This is a genomic window from Pseudomonas sp. GM17 (assembly GCF_000282175.2).
Taxonomy (GTDB): Bacteria; Pseudomonadota; Gammaproteobacteria; order Pseudomonadales; family Pseudomonadaceae; genus Aquipseudomonas; species Aquipseudomonas chlororaphis.
The window spans coordinates 884,633-902,339 of the sequence record NZ_CP124732.1 but is presented as its reverse complement, the minus strand read 5'-3'; the positions used below and the strand labels follow the sequence as shown (position 1 = coordinate 902,339).

Annotated in this window: 1 protein-coding gene; it reads left to right on the top strand. The window is 62.9% G+C overall.

Annotated features, from left to right (window positions below):
- The first annotated feature begins 141 nt into the window (after positions 1–141).
- Positions 142–17,583: a retention module-containing protein gene (locus PMI20_RS04045; RefSeq protein ID WP_284171718.1), complete on the top strand. Its 17,442-nt coding sequence runs from the start codon at positions 142–144 to the stop codon at positions 17,581–17,583.
- Positions 17,584–17,707 lie beyond the last annotated feature (124 nt).

Below are 17,707 nucleotides of genomic sequence, written 5' to 3'. Positions count from 1 at the left end.
AAAAAAATATAGCCAATTTATTGACAAATGTTCGCGTCAAAATCACGTGTTTCTACACTCTGAAGAACGTCCAGACTGCGTCGGCGTATGCCCGTCAGGAACATGGAAGTCTACTGAACGGTACCCCCCGGAGAATCCTCAATGAGCAGTGTTGTTGCTACCGTCAAAAGCATTGTTGGCCAAGTTTTCGTCGTATCCCCCGAAGGGGTTCGCCGCGTACTCGTTGAGGGTGATCGCCTGTATGTAGGCGACCAGGTCGATACCGGCCTGGCGGGCGCCGTCAGCCTGGAACTGGCCGATGGCCGGACCCTGGACCTGGGTCGCGAAACGCAATGGAGCGGCAGTGCTCCGGACTCCAGCACCGACCTGGCCGAGGCCGCCGAGCAAGCTGCGCCGTCAGTCGCTGAGCTGCAGCAGGCAATCGTCGCCGGCGCGGACCCGACTACCGAGCTGGAAGCCACCGCGGCCGGCCCGACCGCCGCGGGTACCGGCGGCGCTGCGGGCGGCGGCCACAGCTTCGTGATGCTCGACGCCACGGCAGGCCGGGTCGACCCGACCATCGGCTTCCCGACCGTGGGCCTCGGTGCGGCGGGCACCGCGGCGCAAGACACCACCGGTGCGCTGACCACCAATGACAGCAGCACTACCACCGAGATCCTGCGCGACTCGACCCTGAGCCTGAGCGCAACCCCGACCATTACCGAAGCCGGCGGCGTACTGGTGTACACCGCCACGCTGACCCAGGCACCGCTGACCGGCCTGACCATCACCCTGTCCAACGGTTCGGTGATCGTGATTCCGGCCGGGCAACTGACCGGCACCGTCAACGTGCCGCTGGCACCGAACGACACCGTCTACAACGACCCGAAAGAGATCAGCGTGGGCGTCACCGGTACTACCGGCGGCGGTGGCCTGGTCGTGACCGTCGACCCGACGCCAGCCGTCACCCAGGTCACGGACACCGTGGACACCACCACCGTGACCCTGACCGCGGGCTCCAGCGTGACCGAGGGTGGCCAGATCACCTACACCGCGACCCTGACCAACCCGGCGCAGACCCCGGTCACCGTGACCCTGTCCAATGGCTCGACCATCACCATCGACGCCGGCCAGACCGTCGGCACTGTGGTGGTCGATACCCCGCCGAACGACGTCTACAACAATGGCAGCACCGTCAGCACCAGCATTACCGGGACTACCGGCGGCAACTTCGAGAACCTGGTACCGAACCCGACGCCGGCGGTGACCACCATCACCGACTCGGTGGACAACACCGGCCTGACCCTGACCGCCAACGGCACCGTCGTCGAAGGCGGCCAGATCACCTACACCGCGACCCTGACCAACCCGGCGCAGACGCCGGTCACCGTGACCCTGTCCAACGGCTCGATCATCACCATCGACGCCGGCCGGACCGTCGGCACCGTGGTGGTCGATACCCCGGCCAACGACGTCTACAACAACGGCAGCACGGTCAGCACCAGCATTACCGGCACCACTGGCGGCAACTTCGAGAACCTGGTGCCAAGCACCACGCCGGCGGTGACCACCATCACCGACTCGCCGGATGCCACCGGCCTGACCCTGTCGGCCACCGGCACCGTCGTCGAAGGTGGCCAGATCACCTACACCGCGACCCTGACCAACCCCGCGCAGACGCCGGTCACCGTGACCCTGTCCAACGGTTCGACCATCACCATCGACGCCGGTAAAACCACCGGCACCGTGGTGGTCGATACCCCGGCCAACGACGTCTACAACAACGGCAGTACGGTCAGCACCAGCATTACCGGCGCCACCGGCGGCAACTTCGAGAACCTGGTACCGAGCACCACGCCGGCACAGACCACCATCACCGACTCGGTGGACAACACCGGCCTGAGCCTGACCGCTACCGGCAGCGTTGTGGAGGGTGGCCAGATCACCTACACCGCGACCCTGACCAACCCGGCGCAGACCCCGGTTACCGTGACCCTGTCCAATGGCTCGACCATCGTGATCGAGGCCGGCAAAACCGTCGGCACCGTCGTGGTCGATACCCCCGCCAATGACGTCTACAACAACGGCAGCACAGTCAGCACCAGCATTACCGGCGCCACCGGTGGCAACTTCGAACAACTGACGCCCGACACCACGCCGGCGCAAACCACCATCACCGACTCCGTGGACGACACCGGACTGAGCCTGTCGGCCAGTGGTTCGGTCGCCGAAGGCGGCTCGATTGTCTACACCGCCACCCTGACCAACCCGGCCGGCACGCCGGTCACCGTGACCCTGAGCAACGGCGCAGTGATCACCATTGCCGCTGGCGCGACCATGGGCTCTGTGACCGTCGCGGCGCCCGCCGATGACGTCTACAAGGACGCTGGCAAGGTCGAAGCGACTATCCAGAACGCCAGCGGCGGCAACTTTGAAAACCTGGTGCCGAGCACCACGCCGGCGGTGACGGACATCACCGACACCATCGACACCTCTACTGTTTCGCTGACCGCGACGCCGTCCGTGGCTGAAGGCGGCACTGTGGTTTACACCGCGTCGGTGACTGCGCCAGTGACTGGCTCGCCTGTTGTGGTGACCCTGTCCAACGGCCAGACCATCACCATTCCAGTGGGTGAATCCTCCGGTACCGTCAATATCACGGCACCGAACGATGCCCTCGCGGGCGGCAGCTCCCTGAGCGCGACCATCACTGGCGCCACCGGTGGCAACTACGAGAAGTTGGATGTCGACAGCAAACCGGCCGAGACCTCGGTTACTGACACGCCGGACACTACCAACCTGACCCTCAGCGCCACCGACACCGTGGCCGAGGGTGGTTCGATCGTTTACACCGCGACTCTGACCAATGCCGCTGGCACGCCTGTAACCGTGACTTTGTCGAACGGTGCAGTGATTACTATTGCCGCCGGTGCAACTGCGGGTTCCGTGACCGTGGCTGCTCCAGCCGATGACGTCTACAAAGATGCCGGTAAAGTCGAAGTCAGCATCAAGGATGCTGCAGGCGGTAACTTCGAAAACCTGGTACCCAGCACTACCCCAGCTGTGACTGATGTCACCGATACCATCGATACGTCGACTGTTTCGCTGACCGCGACGCCGTCCGTGGCTGAAGGTGGCACTGTGGTTTACACCGCGTCCGTGACCGCCCCAGTGACCGGTTCACCAGTCGTGGTGACCCTGTCCAACGGACAAACCATCACCATTCCAGTGGGTGAGTCGTCCGGCACCGTGAACTTCACCGCACCAAACGACGCCCTGGCGGGCGGTAGCTCCCTGAGCACTACCATCACCGGTGCGACTGGCGGCAACTACGAAAAACTCGACGTTGACGGCAAGCCTGCCGAGACCTCGGTTACCGATACTCCGGATACCACTACCCTCAGCCTGACTGCGACCGATACCGTCGCCGAGGGTGGGTCCATTGTTTACACCGCGACCCTGACCAATGCCGCTGGCACTCCGGTAACCGTGACCCTGTCGAACGGCGCAGTGATCACCATTGCTGCCGGTGCAACCACCGGCTCCGTCACCGTCGCGGCTCCAGCTGATGATGTGTACAAGGATGCCGGCAAAGTTGAAGTCAGCATCAAAGACGCCGTAGGCGGGAACTTCGAGAATCTGGTGCCGAACACCACACCGGCCGTCACCGACGTGACCGACACCATCGACACCAGCACTGTTTCCTTGACCGCTACTCCTAGCGTCGCGGAAGGTGGCGTGGTGATTTACACCGCGTCGGTCACCGCTCCAGTAACCGGCTCGCCGGTTGTGGTAACTCTGTCCAACGGCCAGACCATCACCATTCCGGTCGGCGAGTCGTCGGGCACCGTGAACTTCACCGCACCAAACGATGCCCTGGCTGGCGGTAGCTCCCTGAGCACTACCATCACTGGCGCGACTGGCGGTAACTACGAAAAACTGGATGTCGACAGCAAGCCGGCCGATACCTCGGTGACCGACACCCCGGACACCACTAGCCTGACCTTGAGCGCCACAGACACCGTGGCCGAAGGTGGTTCGATCGTTTACACCGCGACCCTCACCAATGCCGCCGGCACACCTGTGACGGTCACGTTGAGCAATGGCGCGGTAATCACCATCGCCGCCGGCGCCACCACGGGCACCGTAACCGTGGCTGCTCCAGCCGATGACGTCTACAAAGACGCTGGTAAGGTTGAAGTCAGCATCAAGGATGCTACGGGCGGCAACTTCGAGAACCTCGTTCCGAGCACCACCCCAGCGGTCACCGATGTCACTGACACCATCGACACCAGCACTGTTTCGCTGACAGCCACTCCATCCGTGGCCGAAGGCGGCATCGTGGTTTATACCGCCTCCGTGACCGCGCCGGTGACCGGTTCACCAGTCGTGGTGACCCTGTCCAACGGACAAACCATCACCATTCCAGTGGGTGAGTCGTCCGGCACCGTGAACTTCACCGCGCCAAACGATGCCCTGGCAGGCGGTAGTTCCCTGAGCACCACGATCACCGCTGCAACGGGTGGCAACTACGAGAAGCTCGATGTCGACAGCAAACCTGCCGAGACCTCGGTTACCGATACTTCGGATACCACTACCCTCAGCCTGACTGCGACCGACACTGTCGCTGAAGGTGGATCGATCGTTTACACCGCGACCTTGACCAATGCTGCGGGCACGCCAGTCACCGTGACTCTGTCGAACGGTGCGGTGATCACCATTGCAGCGGGTGCCACCACAGGCTCCGTGACTGTCGCAGCCCCGGCGGACGATGTGTACAAGGATGCGGGCAAGGTTGAAGTCAGTATCAAAGAGACCGCTGGCGGTAATTTCGAGAACCTGGTTCCGAGCACTACCCCAGCTGTGACTGACGTCACCGACACTATCGATACCTCGACCGTCAGCCTGACCGCCACTCCTAGCGTCGCCGAGGGTGGCACCGTGGTTTACACCGCGTCCGTAACGGCTCCAGTGACCGGCTCGCCAGTAGTCGTGACCTTGTCCAACGGACAGACCATCACTATTCCAGTGGGTGAGTCTTCCGGCACCGTGAACTTCACGGCACCAAACGATGCCCTGGCTGGCGGTAGTTCCCTGAGCACCACAATTACCGGTGCAACCGGCGGCAACTACGAGAAGCTGGACGTCGACGGTAAGCCTGCCGAGACCTCGGTTACCGATACGCCAGATACCACCACCCTTAGCCTGACAGCGACTGACACTGTCGCTGAAGGCGGTTCGATCGTTTATACCGCGACGCTGACCAATGCGGCCGGCACGCCTGTAACCGTGACCTTGAGCAACGGTGCGATCATCACAATCGCTGCCGGTGCGACCACCGGCTCTGTGACCGTCGCAGCCCCGGCTGACGATGTGTACAAGGATGCCGGCAAAGTCGAAGTCAGCATCAAAGATGCTGCAGGCGGCAACTTCGAGAACCTGGTACCCAGCACTACCCCGGCCGTGACTGATGTCACTGACACCATCGATACGTCGACCGTCAGCCTGACCGCGACGCCGTCTGTAGCCGAAGGCGGCACCGTGGTTTACACCGCCTCCGTGACCGCGCCGGTGACAGGTTCACCAGTCGTGGTCACCCTGTCCAACGGCCAGACCATCACCATTCCGGTGGGTGAATCCTCCGGTACCGTCAATATCACGGCACCGAACGATGCCCTGGCCGGCGGCAGCTCCCTGAGCGCGACCATCACCGGAGCAACGGGCGGTAACTACGAGAAGCTGGACGTTGACGGCAAGCCTGCCGAGACATCGGTTACTGATACGCCAGACACCACCAGCCTGACCTTGAGCGCCACCGAAACCGTGGCCGAAGGCGGTTCGATCGTTTACACCGCGACCCTGACCAATGCGGCCGGCACGCCTGTGACGGTCACCTTGAGCAACGGCGCGGTGATCACCATCGCCGCCGGCGCAACCACCGGCTCCGTCACCGTCGCGGCTCCAGCTGATGATGTGTACAAGGATGCCGGCAAAGTCGAAGTCAGCATCAAGGATGCTGCAGGCGGTAACTTTGAGAACCTGGTACCCAGCACTACCCCAGCTGTGACTGATGTCACTGACACCATCGACACTTCGACTGTCAGCCTGACCGCGACTCCATCCGTGGATGAAGGCGGTGTTGTGGTTTACACCGCCTCCGTGACCGCACCAGTGACTGGCTCACCAGTTGTGGTAACTCTGTCCAACGGCCAGACCATTACCATTCCAGTGGGCGAGTCTTCCGGCACCGTGAACTTCACGGCGCCAAACGATGCATTGGCTGGCGGTAGCTCCTTGAGCACCACCATTACCGGTGCTACCGGTGGCAACTATGAGAAGCTCGACGTCGACAGCAAACCTGCCGACACCTCGGTGACCGACACCCCGGACACTACTACTCTGAGCCTGACGGCGACTGACACTGTCGCCGAGGGTGGCTCGATCGTTTACACCGCCACCCTGACCAATGCGGCCGGTACGCCTGTAACCGTGAGTCTGTCGAACGGTGCAGTGATTACCATCGCAGCTGGCGCTACCACTGGCTCCGTCACCGTCGCAGCGCCTGCTGACGATGTGTACAAGGATGCCGGCAAGGTCGAAGCGACCATTCAGGACGCTACCGGCGGCAACTTTGAAAACCTGGTGCCAAGCACCACGCCTGCCGTCACCGATGTGACCGACACCATCGACACCTCGACCGTCAGCCTGACCGCCACTCCTAGCGTCGCCGAGAGTGGCACCGTGGTTTACACCGCGTCGGTCACCGCTCCAGTAACCGGCTCCCCGGTAGTCGTCACTCTGTCCAACGGTCAGACCATCACCATCCCTGTAGGTGAATCCTCCGGCACCGTAAACTTCACAGCCCCGAATGATGCCTTGGTGGGTGGTAGCTCCCTGAGCACCACCATTACCGGTGCGACTGGCGGCAACTACGAGAAGCTCGACGTCGACAGCAAACCTGCCGACACCTCGGTTACCGACACCCCGGACACCACCAGCCTGACCCTCAGCGCGACCGATACTGTCGCTGAAGGCGGCTCGATCGTTTACACCGCAACCCTGACCAATGCCGCTGGCACTCCGGTGACCGTGACCCTGAGCAACGGCGCGGTGATCACCATCGCAGCGGGCGCCACTACCGGTTCCGTCACCGTCGCGGCCCCCGCAGATGACGTTTACAAAGATGCCGGCAAAGTCGAAGTCAGCATCAAAGAGACCGCTGGCGGTAATTTCGAGAATCTCGTTCCAAGCACCACTCCGGCTGTGACTGATGTCACTGACACCATCGACACCTCGACCGTCAGCCTGACTGCAACGCCGTCTGTAGCTGAAGGTGGCGTTGTCGTTTACACCGCCTCCGTGACTGCGCCGGTTACTGGTTCGCCAGTCGTTGTCACCCTGTCCAACGGCCAGACCATCACCATTCCGGTAGGTGAATCCTCCGGCACCGTGAACTTCACTGCGCCCAATGATGCATTGGTCGGCGGTAGCTCCCTGAGCACCACCATTACCGGTGCAACCGGTGGCAACTACGAAAAACTCGATGTCGACAGCAAACCTGCTGACACCTCGGTGACCGATACCCCGGACACCACCAACCTGACCTTGAGCGCCACCGAAACCGTGGCCGAGGGCGGTTCGATCGTTTACACCGCTACCCTGACCAACGCCGCGGGCACTCCAGTGACCGTGACCTTGAGCAACGGCGCCGTGATTACTATCGCAGCAGGTGCCACTACTGGTTCCGTGACCGTCGCAGCCCCCGCAGATGACGTTTACAAAGATGCCGGCAAAGTCGAAGTCAGCATCAAAGAGACCGCTGGCGGCAACTTCGAGAACCTGGTGCCGAACACCACACCGGCTGTCACCGACGTGACCGACACCATCGACACCAGCACTGTTTCGTTGACCGCCACTCCATCTGTGGCCGAAGGCGGCACCGTGGTTTACACCGCATCGGTCACCGCTCCAGTCACCGGCTCGCCGGTCGTGGTCACCCTATCGAATGGGCAGACCATCACCATTCCGGTAGGTGAATCCTCCGGCACCGTGAACTTCACTGCGCCCAATGATGCCTTGGCGGGTGGCAGCTCCCTGAGCACCACCATCACTGGCGCCACCGGCGGCAACTACGAAAAACTCGATGTCGACAGCAAGCCTGCCGACACATCGGTTACCGATACCCCGGACACCACTACCCTCAGCCTGACTGCGACCGATACCGTGGCAGAAGGTGGCTCCATTGTTTACACCGCCACCCTGACCAACGCGGCCGGGACTCCGGTAACCGTAACTCTTAGCAATGGCGCGGTGATCACCATCGCTGCAGGCGCTACTACTGGTTCTATCACCGTCGCCGCCCCAGCGGACGATGTGTACAAGGATGCCGGCAAAGTCGAAGTCAGCATCAACGATGCTGCAGGCGGCAACTTCGAGAACCTGGTGCCGAACACCACACCGGCTGTCACCGACGTGACCGACACCATCGACACCAGCACTGTTTCGCTGACCGCTACTCCATCTGTGGCCGAAGGCGGCACCGTGGTTTACACCGCCTCCGTGACCGCGCCAGTGACCGGTTCGCCGGTCGTGGTCACCCTATCGAATGGGCAGACCATCACCATTCCGGTGGGTGAGTCGTCCGGCACCGTGAACTTCACCGCACCAAACGATGCCTTGGCGGGTGGCAGCTCCCTGAGCACCACCATCACTGGCGCCACCGGCGGCAACTACGAAAAACTCGATGTCGACAGCAAGCCTGCCGACACATCGGTTACCGATACGCCGGATACCACTACCCTCAGCCTGACTGCGACCGATACCGTGGCAGAAGGTGGCTCGATCGTTTACACCGCCACCCTGACCAACGCCGCGGGCACGCCTGTGACCGTGACTCTGAGCAATGGCGCGGTAATCACCATCGCCGCCGGCGCCACCACCGGCACCGTGACCGTGGCCGCTCCAGCTGATGATGTGTACAAGGATGCCGGCAAAGTCGAAGTCAGCATCAACGATGCTGCAGGCGGCAACTTCGAGAACCTGGTTCCGAGCACGACTCCAGCCGTCACCGACGTGACCGACACCATCGACACTTCGACTGTGTCGCTAACCGCTACTCCATCTGTGGCTGAAGGCGGTACCGTGGTTTACACCGCCTCCGTGACCGCGCCAGTGACCGGTTCGCCAGTCGTGGTGACGCTGTCGAATGGCCAGACCATCACCATCCCGGTCGGCGAGTCGTCGGGCACTGTGAACTTCACTGCACCAAACGATGCCCTGGCCGGCGGTAGCTCCCTGAGCACCACCATTACCGGTGCAACCGGCGGCAACTACGAGAAGTTGGACGTCGACGGTAAACCTGCCGAGACCTCGGTTACCGATACCCCGGACACCACCAATCTGACCCTCAGCGCGACAGACACTGTGGCTGAAGGCGGTTCGATCGTTTACACCGCTACCCTGACCAACGCCGCGGGCACTCCGGTGACCGTAACGCTCTCCAACGGCGCAGTGATTACCATCGCCGCCGGCGCTACGACTGGCTCCGTGACCGTGGCCGCTCCTGCGGACGACGTCTACAAAGATGCCGGTACCGTAGAAGCCACAATCAAAACTGCTACTGGCGGCAACTTCGAGAGTCTGGTGCCGAGCACGACTCCAGCCGTCACCGACGTGACCGACACCATCGACACTTCGACTGTGTCGCTAACCGCTACTCCATCTGTGGCTGAAGGCGGTACCGTGGTTTACACCGCGTCCGTGACTGCTCCAGTGACCGGTTCGCCTGTAGTGGTAACCCTGTCCAACGGCCAGACCATCACCATCCCAGTGGGCGAGTCCTCCGGTACTGTGAATTACACGGCGCCAAACGATGCCCTAGCGGGCGGCAGCTCCTTGAGTGCGACCATCACCGGTGCGACTGGCGGCAACTACGAGAAGCTCGATGTCGACAGTAAACCTGCCGACACCTCGGTTACCGACACCCCGGACACCACCAATCTGAGCCTGACGGCGACTGACACCGTCGCCGAAGGTGGATCGATCGTTTACACCGCAACCCTGACCAATGCGGCCGGCACGCCGGTAACCGTGACCCTGTCGAACGGTGCCGTAATCAACATTGCCGCCGGTGCCACCACCGGTTCTGTCACCGTCGCCGCCCCTGCGGACGATGTGTACAAGGATGCCGGCAAGGTTGAGGTGAGCATCCAGGATGCCACCGGCGGCAACTTCGAGAATCTGGTTCCGAGCACGACTCCAGCCGTTACCGACGTGACCGACACCATCGATACGTCGACTGTCAGCCTGACCGCGACGCCTAACGTCGCCGAAGGCGGCACCGTGGTTTACACCGCCTCCGTGACCGCGCCAGTGACCGGTTCGCCGGTCGTGGTAACCCTGTCGAACGGCCAGACCATCACCATCCCAGTGGGCGAGTCCTCCGGTACTGTGAATTACACGGCGCCAAACGATGCCCTGGCGGGTGGCAGCTCCCTGAGCACCACCATCAAGGACGCTACGGGTGGCAACTACGAGAAGCTGGCTATCGACAGCAAGCCGGCTGATACCTCGGTGACCGACACCCCGGACACCACCAATCTGAGCCTGACAGCGACCGACACTGTTGCTGAAGGTGGTTCGATCGTTTACACCGCGACCCTGACTAACGCTGCCGGTACTCCGGTGACCGTGACTCTGTCGAACGGCGCGGTGATTACCATTGCGGCCGGCGCCACTACCGGCTCCGTCACCGTCGCGGCGCCAGCCGATGACGTGTACAAGGACGCCGGCAAGGTCGAAGCGACCATCCAGGACGCCACTGGCGGCAACTTCGAAAACCTGGTGCCGAGCACCACGCCGGCGGTGACCAATGTGACCGACACCATCGACACCAGCACTGTTTCGCTGACGGCCACGCCGTCCGTGGCCGAAGGCGGCACCGTGGTTTACACCGCCTCCGTGACCGCGCCGGTTACTGGTTCGCCAGTAGTCGTCACCCTATCCAACGGACAAACCATCACCATCCCGGTGGGTGAGTCGTCCGGCACCGTGAACTTCACCGCGCCAAACGATGCCCTGGCGGGCGGCAGCTCCCTGAGCGCCACAATCACTGGCGCCACCGGTGGTAACTACGAAAAACTCGATGTCGACAGCAAGCCGGCTGATACCTCGGTTACCGATACTCCGGATACCACTACCCTCAGCCTGACAGCGACCGACACCGTCGCTGAAGGTGGTTCGATCGTTTACACCGCTACCCTGACCAATGCCGCGGGCACTCCGGTAACCGTGACCCTGAGCAATGGCGCGGTGATTACCATCGCGGCCGGCGCCACCACTGGCTCCGTCACCGTCGCGGCTCCAGCCGATGACGTCTATAAAGACGCCGGCACCGTGCAAGCCACGATCCAGACCGCCACCGGCGGTAACTTCGAGAACCTGGTGCCGAGCACCACGCCTGCGGTCACCAATGTGACCGACACCATCGACACCAGCACTGTTTCGCTGACGGCCACGCCGTCCGTGGCCGAAGGCGGCGTTGTTGTTTACACCGCCTCCGTGACCGCGCCGGTTACTGGTTCGCCGGTCGTCGTCACCCTATCCAACGGACAAACCATCACCATCCCGGTGGGTGAGTCGTCCGGCACCGTGAACTTCACCGCGCCAAACGATGCCCTGGCGGGCGGCAGCTCCCTGAGCGCCACAATCACTGGCGCCACCGGTGGTAACTACGAAAAACTCGATGTCGACAGCAAGCCTGCCGACACCTCGGTTACCGATACTCCGGATACCACTACCCTCAGCCTGACAGCGACCGACACCGTCGCTGAAGGTGGTTCGATCGTTTACACCGCTACCCTGACCAATGCCGCGGGCACTCCGGTGACCGTGACCCTGAGCAATGGCGCGGTGATCACCATCGCCGCCGGCGCAACCACGGGCTCCGTGACCGTGGCCGCTCCAGCCGATGACGTCTACAAAGACGCCGGCACCGTGCAAGCCACGATCCAGACTGCCACCGGTGGCAACTTTGAAAACCTGGTGCCGAGCACCACGCCGGCAGTGACTGACGTCACTGATACTATCGATACCTCGACCGTCAGCCTGACCGCTACTCCTAGCGTCGCCGAAGGCGGCACCGTGGTTTACACCGCCTCCGTGACTGCTCCGGTCACCGGCTCGCCGGTCGTCGTCACCCTTTCCAACGGCCAGACCATCACCATTCCGGTCGGCGCCAGCAGTGGTACTGTGAACTTCGTCGCGCCTAACGATGCCTTGGCCGGCGGCAGCTCCCTGAGCACCACCATCACCGGCGCCACCGGTGGCAACTACGAAAAACTCGACGTTGATAGCAAACCAGCTGAAACCTCGGTTACCGACACCCCGGACACCACCAATCTGAGCCTGACAGCGACCGATACCGTGGCAGAAGGCGGTTCGATCGTTTACACCGCCACCCTGACCAATGCCGCTGGTACGCCAGTGACCGTCACTCTGAGCAACGGCGCGGTGATTACTATTGCCGCCGGTGCAACTACGGGTTCCGTGACCGTGGCCGCTCCAGCCGATGACGTCTACAAAGACGCCGGCACCGTGCAAGCCACGATCCAGACTGCCACCGGCGGTAACTTCGAGAACCTGGTACCGAGCACCACGCCTGCGGTCACCAATGTGACCGACACCATCGATACGTCGACTGTCAGCCTGACCGCCACGCCGTCCGTGGCTGAAGGTGGCGTGGTGGTGTACACCGCCTCCGTGACCGCGCCAGTGACTGGCTCGCCGGTCGTGGTAACCCTGTCGAACGGCCAGACCATCACCATCCCGGTGGGCGAATCCTCCGGCGCCGTGAACTTCACTGCGCCAAACGACGCACTGGTCGGCGGCAGTTCCCTGAGCACCGCCATCACTGGCGCAACGGGCGGCAACTACGAAAAACTCGATGTCGACAGCAAGCCTGCTGACACCTCGGTTACCGATACCCCGGACACCACCAACCTGATCCTCAGCGCCACCAACACCGTGGCCGAGGGCGGCTCGATTGTTTACACCGCCACTCTGACCAACGCCGCGGGCACGCCAGTGACCGTGACCCTGAGCAACGGCGCAGTGATTACCATCGCAGCGGGCGCCACCACGGGCACCGTGACCGTTGCGGCTCCAGCCGATGACGTCTACAAAGACGCCGGCACCGTGCAAGCCACGATCCAGACCGCCACCGGTGGCAACTTCGAGAATCTGGTACCTAGCACTGCACCGGCGGTGACCAACGTCACCGACACCATCGACACCTCGACCGTCAGCCTCACCGCGACTTCGAATGTGACCGAAGGCGGCACCGTGGTTTACACCGCGTCGGTCACCGCTCCAGTAACCGGTTCGCCGGTCGTGGTCACTCTGTCCAATGGCCAGACCATCACCATTCCGGTCGGCGCCAGCAGCGGTACCGTGAATTTCGTGGCGCCTAACGATGCCTTGGTGGGTGGCAGCTCCCTGAGCACCACCATCACCAACGCCACCGGCGGCAACTACGAAAAACTGGCGGTCGACAGCAATCCGGCCAACACCACGGTCACCGATACGCCGGACACCACGTCCCTGACCCTCAGCGCCACCAACACCGTGGCCGAGGGCGGATCGATCGTCTACACCGCCACCCTGACCAACGCCGCGGGCACTCCGGTGACCGTGACCCTGAGCAACGGCGCGGTGATCAACATCGCCGCCGGCGCCACCAGCGGCAGCGTGACCGTGGCCGCACCGAGCGACGATGTGTACATCGATGCCGGCAACGTCAGCGCCAGTATCGCCAGCACCACCGGCGGCAACTTCGAGAACCTGGTGCCAAGCACCACGCCGGCCGTGACCAGCGTCACCGACACCATCAATACCACCACTGCGAGCATCAACGGCAGCACCTCGGTCACCGAAGGCCAGGCCGCGACCTACACCGTCAGCCTGACCAGCCCGGCGCAAACCGAGGTCACCCTGAAGATCAGCTACAGCGGCACTGCCGCCGACGGCTCGGACTTCACCGGCGTGTACACCGTGAAGATCCCGGCGGGCTCCAGCAGCGCCAGCTTCAACGTTGCCACCCTCGACGACAAGATCACCGAGGGCACGGAAAACTTCGTGGTCAAGATCGACTCGGCCACCGGCGGCAACTTCGAGAACCTGGTGGTCAGCGGCACCAATGGCAGCGTCACCACCTCGATCATCGACAACGATGCGCCACCGGTCCTCGACCTGGATGCCAACAACTCCAGCGGCGCTACCGGGGCCGACTACAAGGTGACCTTCACCGAAGGCACCAGCGGCCCAGGCGTGTCCATTGGCGATACCGACCTGTCGATCACCGACCCGGACAGCACGATGCTGACCGGCGCCACCATCGTGCTGACCAACCGTCAGCCGGGCGACTCGCTGAACCTGGGCAACAGCGTCAACGGCATCACCATCAATGCCAACAGCCAGGCGGGCACCATCACCCTGACCCTGTCCGGCAATGCGACGCTGGCCGACTACATGCAGCAGATCAAGAACATCACCTTCACCAACAACAGTGAGGACCCGAGCACCACGCCGCGGACCATCACCGTGACGGTGACCGATGGCAGCAACTACTCCAACGTCGCCACCACCACGGTCAACGTGGTGGCGGTGAACGACGCGCCAGTGGCCACCGGCGGCGCCGTGACCGGTACCGAAGACACCGCCCTGACCCTGACCTGGGCCACCTTCGGCGTCAGCGATGTGGACAGCCCTGCGGCCAGCCTCGGGGTGAAAATCACCCAACTGCCGGGCGACGGCAAGCTGCAATACCTCGACGGCTCGACCTGGAAGGACGTGGCCAGCAACCAGACCTTCAGCAAGGCCGATATCGACGCCGGCAAGCTGCGCTTCACCCCGGATGCCAACGAGTCGGGTGTCGACGGCTACAACGGCAGCGGCGTGGGCAACCAGCAGGCCGACTACGCGCAGATCAAGTTCCAGCCAACCGACGGCCAGGCCCTGGGCACCACCGGCACCGTGAAGATCGACATCACTCCGGTGGCCGATGCGCCGACCCTGGGCGTGGCGAGCAACAGCGTGAACTCCATCGGCCTGCTCAAGGAGTCCTGGAGCAGCCTCAGCGGCCTGGGCACCAACGGCAACGGCATCACCGGCGATGCGCTGAAAACCGTGTTCAACAACTCCGGCAACCCGACCAGCAGCACGACGGTGACCAACGCCCAGTCCGACGCCAGCGTGGCCGGCGGCAGCGGCTCGAAGACCTCCGGCCTGATCTACCTCGAAGCCGGCAAGACCTATAGCTTCAGCGGTGTCGGCGACGACAGCCTGCTGATCACCATCGGCGGCAAGAACGTGGCCACCGCGACCTGGGGGGCCGGTGGCAGCATCAGCGGTTCGTTCACCCCGACCACCAGCGGCTACTACACCCTGGACATCTACCACGCCAACCAGAGCGGCCCGGGCACCTATGACGTCAACCTGTCGGTCAATGGCAGCACACCGGTCGACCTGAGCAACACCAACATCCCGATGTACCCGAACGAAACCGCGCTGAACAATGCCGGCGTCACCCTTTCCGAGCTGCACGGCAGCAACGGCGAGGGCTACTACGACGGCTACAAGCTCAACGAGGGTGCCGAAGGTGGCAGCGTCAAGCTGTCGAAGATCACCACCGCCCTGACCGATACCGATGGCTCGGAAAGCCTGAGCGTGAAGATCGGCGGCATTCCGGCCGGCTCGGTGCTCAGCGATGGCGCCGGTCATACCTTCACCGCGGGCAGCAGCGTCAGCGAAGTCAATGTCACCGGCTGGAACCTGGGTACCCTGACCCTGACCCCGCCGTCGCACTACAACGGCTCGTTCAACCTGACCGTGACCTCGACCTCCACCGAGTCCCTGGGCGGCTCGGCCAGCAGCACCGCGCAGATCCCGGTCACGGTGTACCCGGCAACCTACAGCGCCAGCGTCGCCACGGCGGGCGACGACAACTTCGTCGGCACCGAGGGCAACGACATCATGGTCGCCGACGTCGCCGGCCTGAACGTGGTGCAAGGCAAGAACTACAACATCGCGTTCATGGTCGACAGCTCCGGCAGCATGAGCGATGCCTCGCTCACCGCCGCCAAGAACTCGCTGACCACGGTGTTCAACACCCTGAAAAACAGCCTGGGCAGCAGCACCTCGGGCACCGTGAATATCTTCCTGGCGGACTTCGATACCCAGGTCAACAAACAGGTCTCGGTAAACCTCAACGATCCGAACGCCCTGACCCAGCTCAAGGCGATTCTGGACAGCATGGCGTCCGGCGGCGGCACCAACTACGAGGACGTGTTCAAGACCACGGCCAACTTCTTCCAGAGCAGCGCGGCTACCAGCAATACCAACGCCACCAACCTGACGTACTTCATCACCGACGGCAAACCGACGTTCTACCAGACCGGCGAGCAGACCAACCCGATCCTGTACGGCAGCGTCAGGCTCGATAACGTGATCACGACCAGCAACTATCAGCTGGGCGATACCGTCCGGCTGCAACCGGACAGCACGCACCTGATCGATATCAACAGCAGCGGCAGCGTCACGGTATGGACGCAGGCCTGGGGCAGCTGGTCCAGTTACAACGCTGGCACCCTGCATGCCCAGGGCGATGGCACCTATGAACTGTCCAGCCTGGGCGGTGCGGGCAGCTACACCAACAACGCCACCACCAGCAACTCCACCAGCGGCTTCGCCCTGCTGAGCAACCTGTCGCAGGTGGAAGCGATCGGCCTGAACAACGACGTCAGCCTCAACGACCTGCGGCCGTACGACACCGACAGCACCCCACAGACCAATATCGACCCGTCGAACCTGGCCGACGCTATCCTCGGCCATACCGAAGCGACCATGCCGGGAGCCGACACGGTCAACGGCGGCAACGGCAACGACATCATCTTCGGCGACCTGGTGAGCTTCAACGGCATCGCCGGCGAGGGCTACCAGGCCATGCAGGCCTTCGTGGCGCAGAAGACCGGCGTGGCCGCGAGCAGCGTCACCACCAGCAACGTGCACCAGTACATCACCGAGCACTACACCGACTTCGATGTGTCCGGGGCCCATGACGGCAATGACACGCTGCTGGGCGGCACCGGCAACGACATCATCTTCGGCCAGGGCGGCAACGACCTGCTCGACGGTGGCAAGGGCAACGACATCCTGTTGGGCGGTACCGGCAACGACACGCTGATCGGTGGCGCGGGCAATGACATCCTGATCGGCGGCTCGGGTGCCGATACCTTCGTCTGGAAGGCCGGCGACACCGGTAATGACGTGATCAAGGACTTCAAGGCCAGCGAAGGCGACCGTATCGACCTGCGGGACCTGTTGCAGGGCGAGAGCGCCAGTACCATCGACAACTTCCTGAAGATCACCACAGTAGACGGTACCTCGACCCTGCAGGTCAGTTCCGAAGGCAAGCTCAACGCGGCCGGCGGCATCGCCAACGCGGACGTGACGATCAAGCTGGAGGGCAACAACTGGTCCAACACCAACATCAACTCGCTGATCGCCGGTAGCGACCCGACCATCAAGATCGATCACAACAACAGCTGATCCACGGTCGACCGGCCACCCGTCCTGGGTGGCCGGTTCTTCCCACCGTGACGATTGTGCCGCCACGTCGCATACTCGCGACCAAAGCGCGCCGGTGGCCTATGCTGCTGACAGCATGATGCCG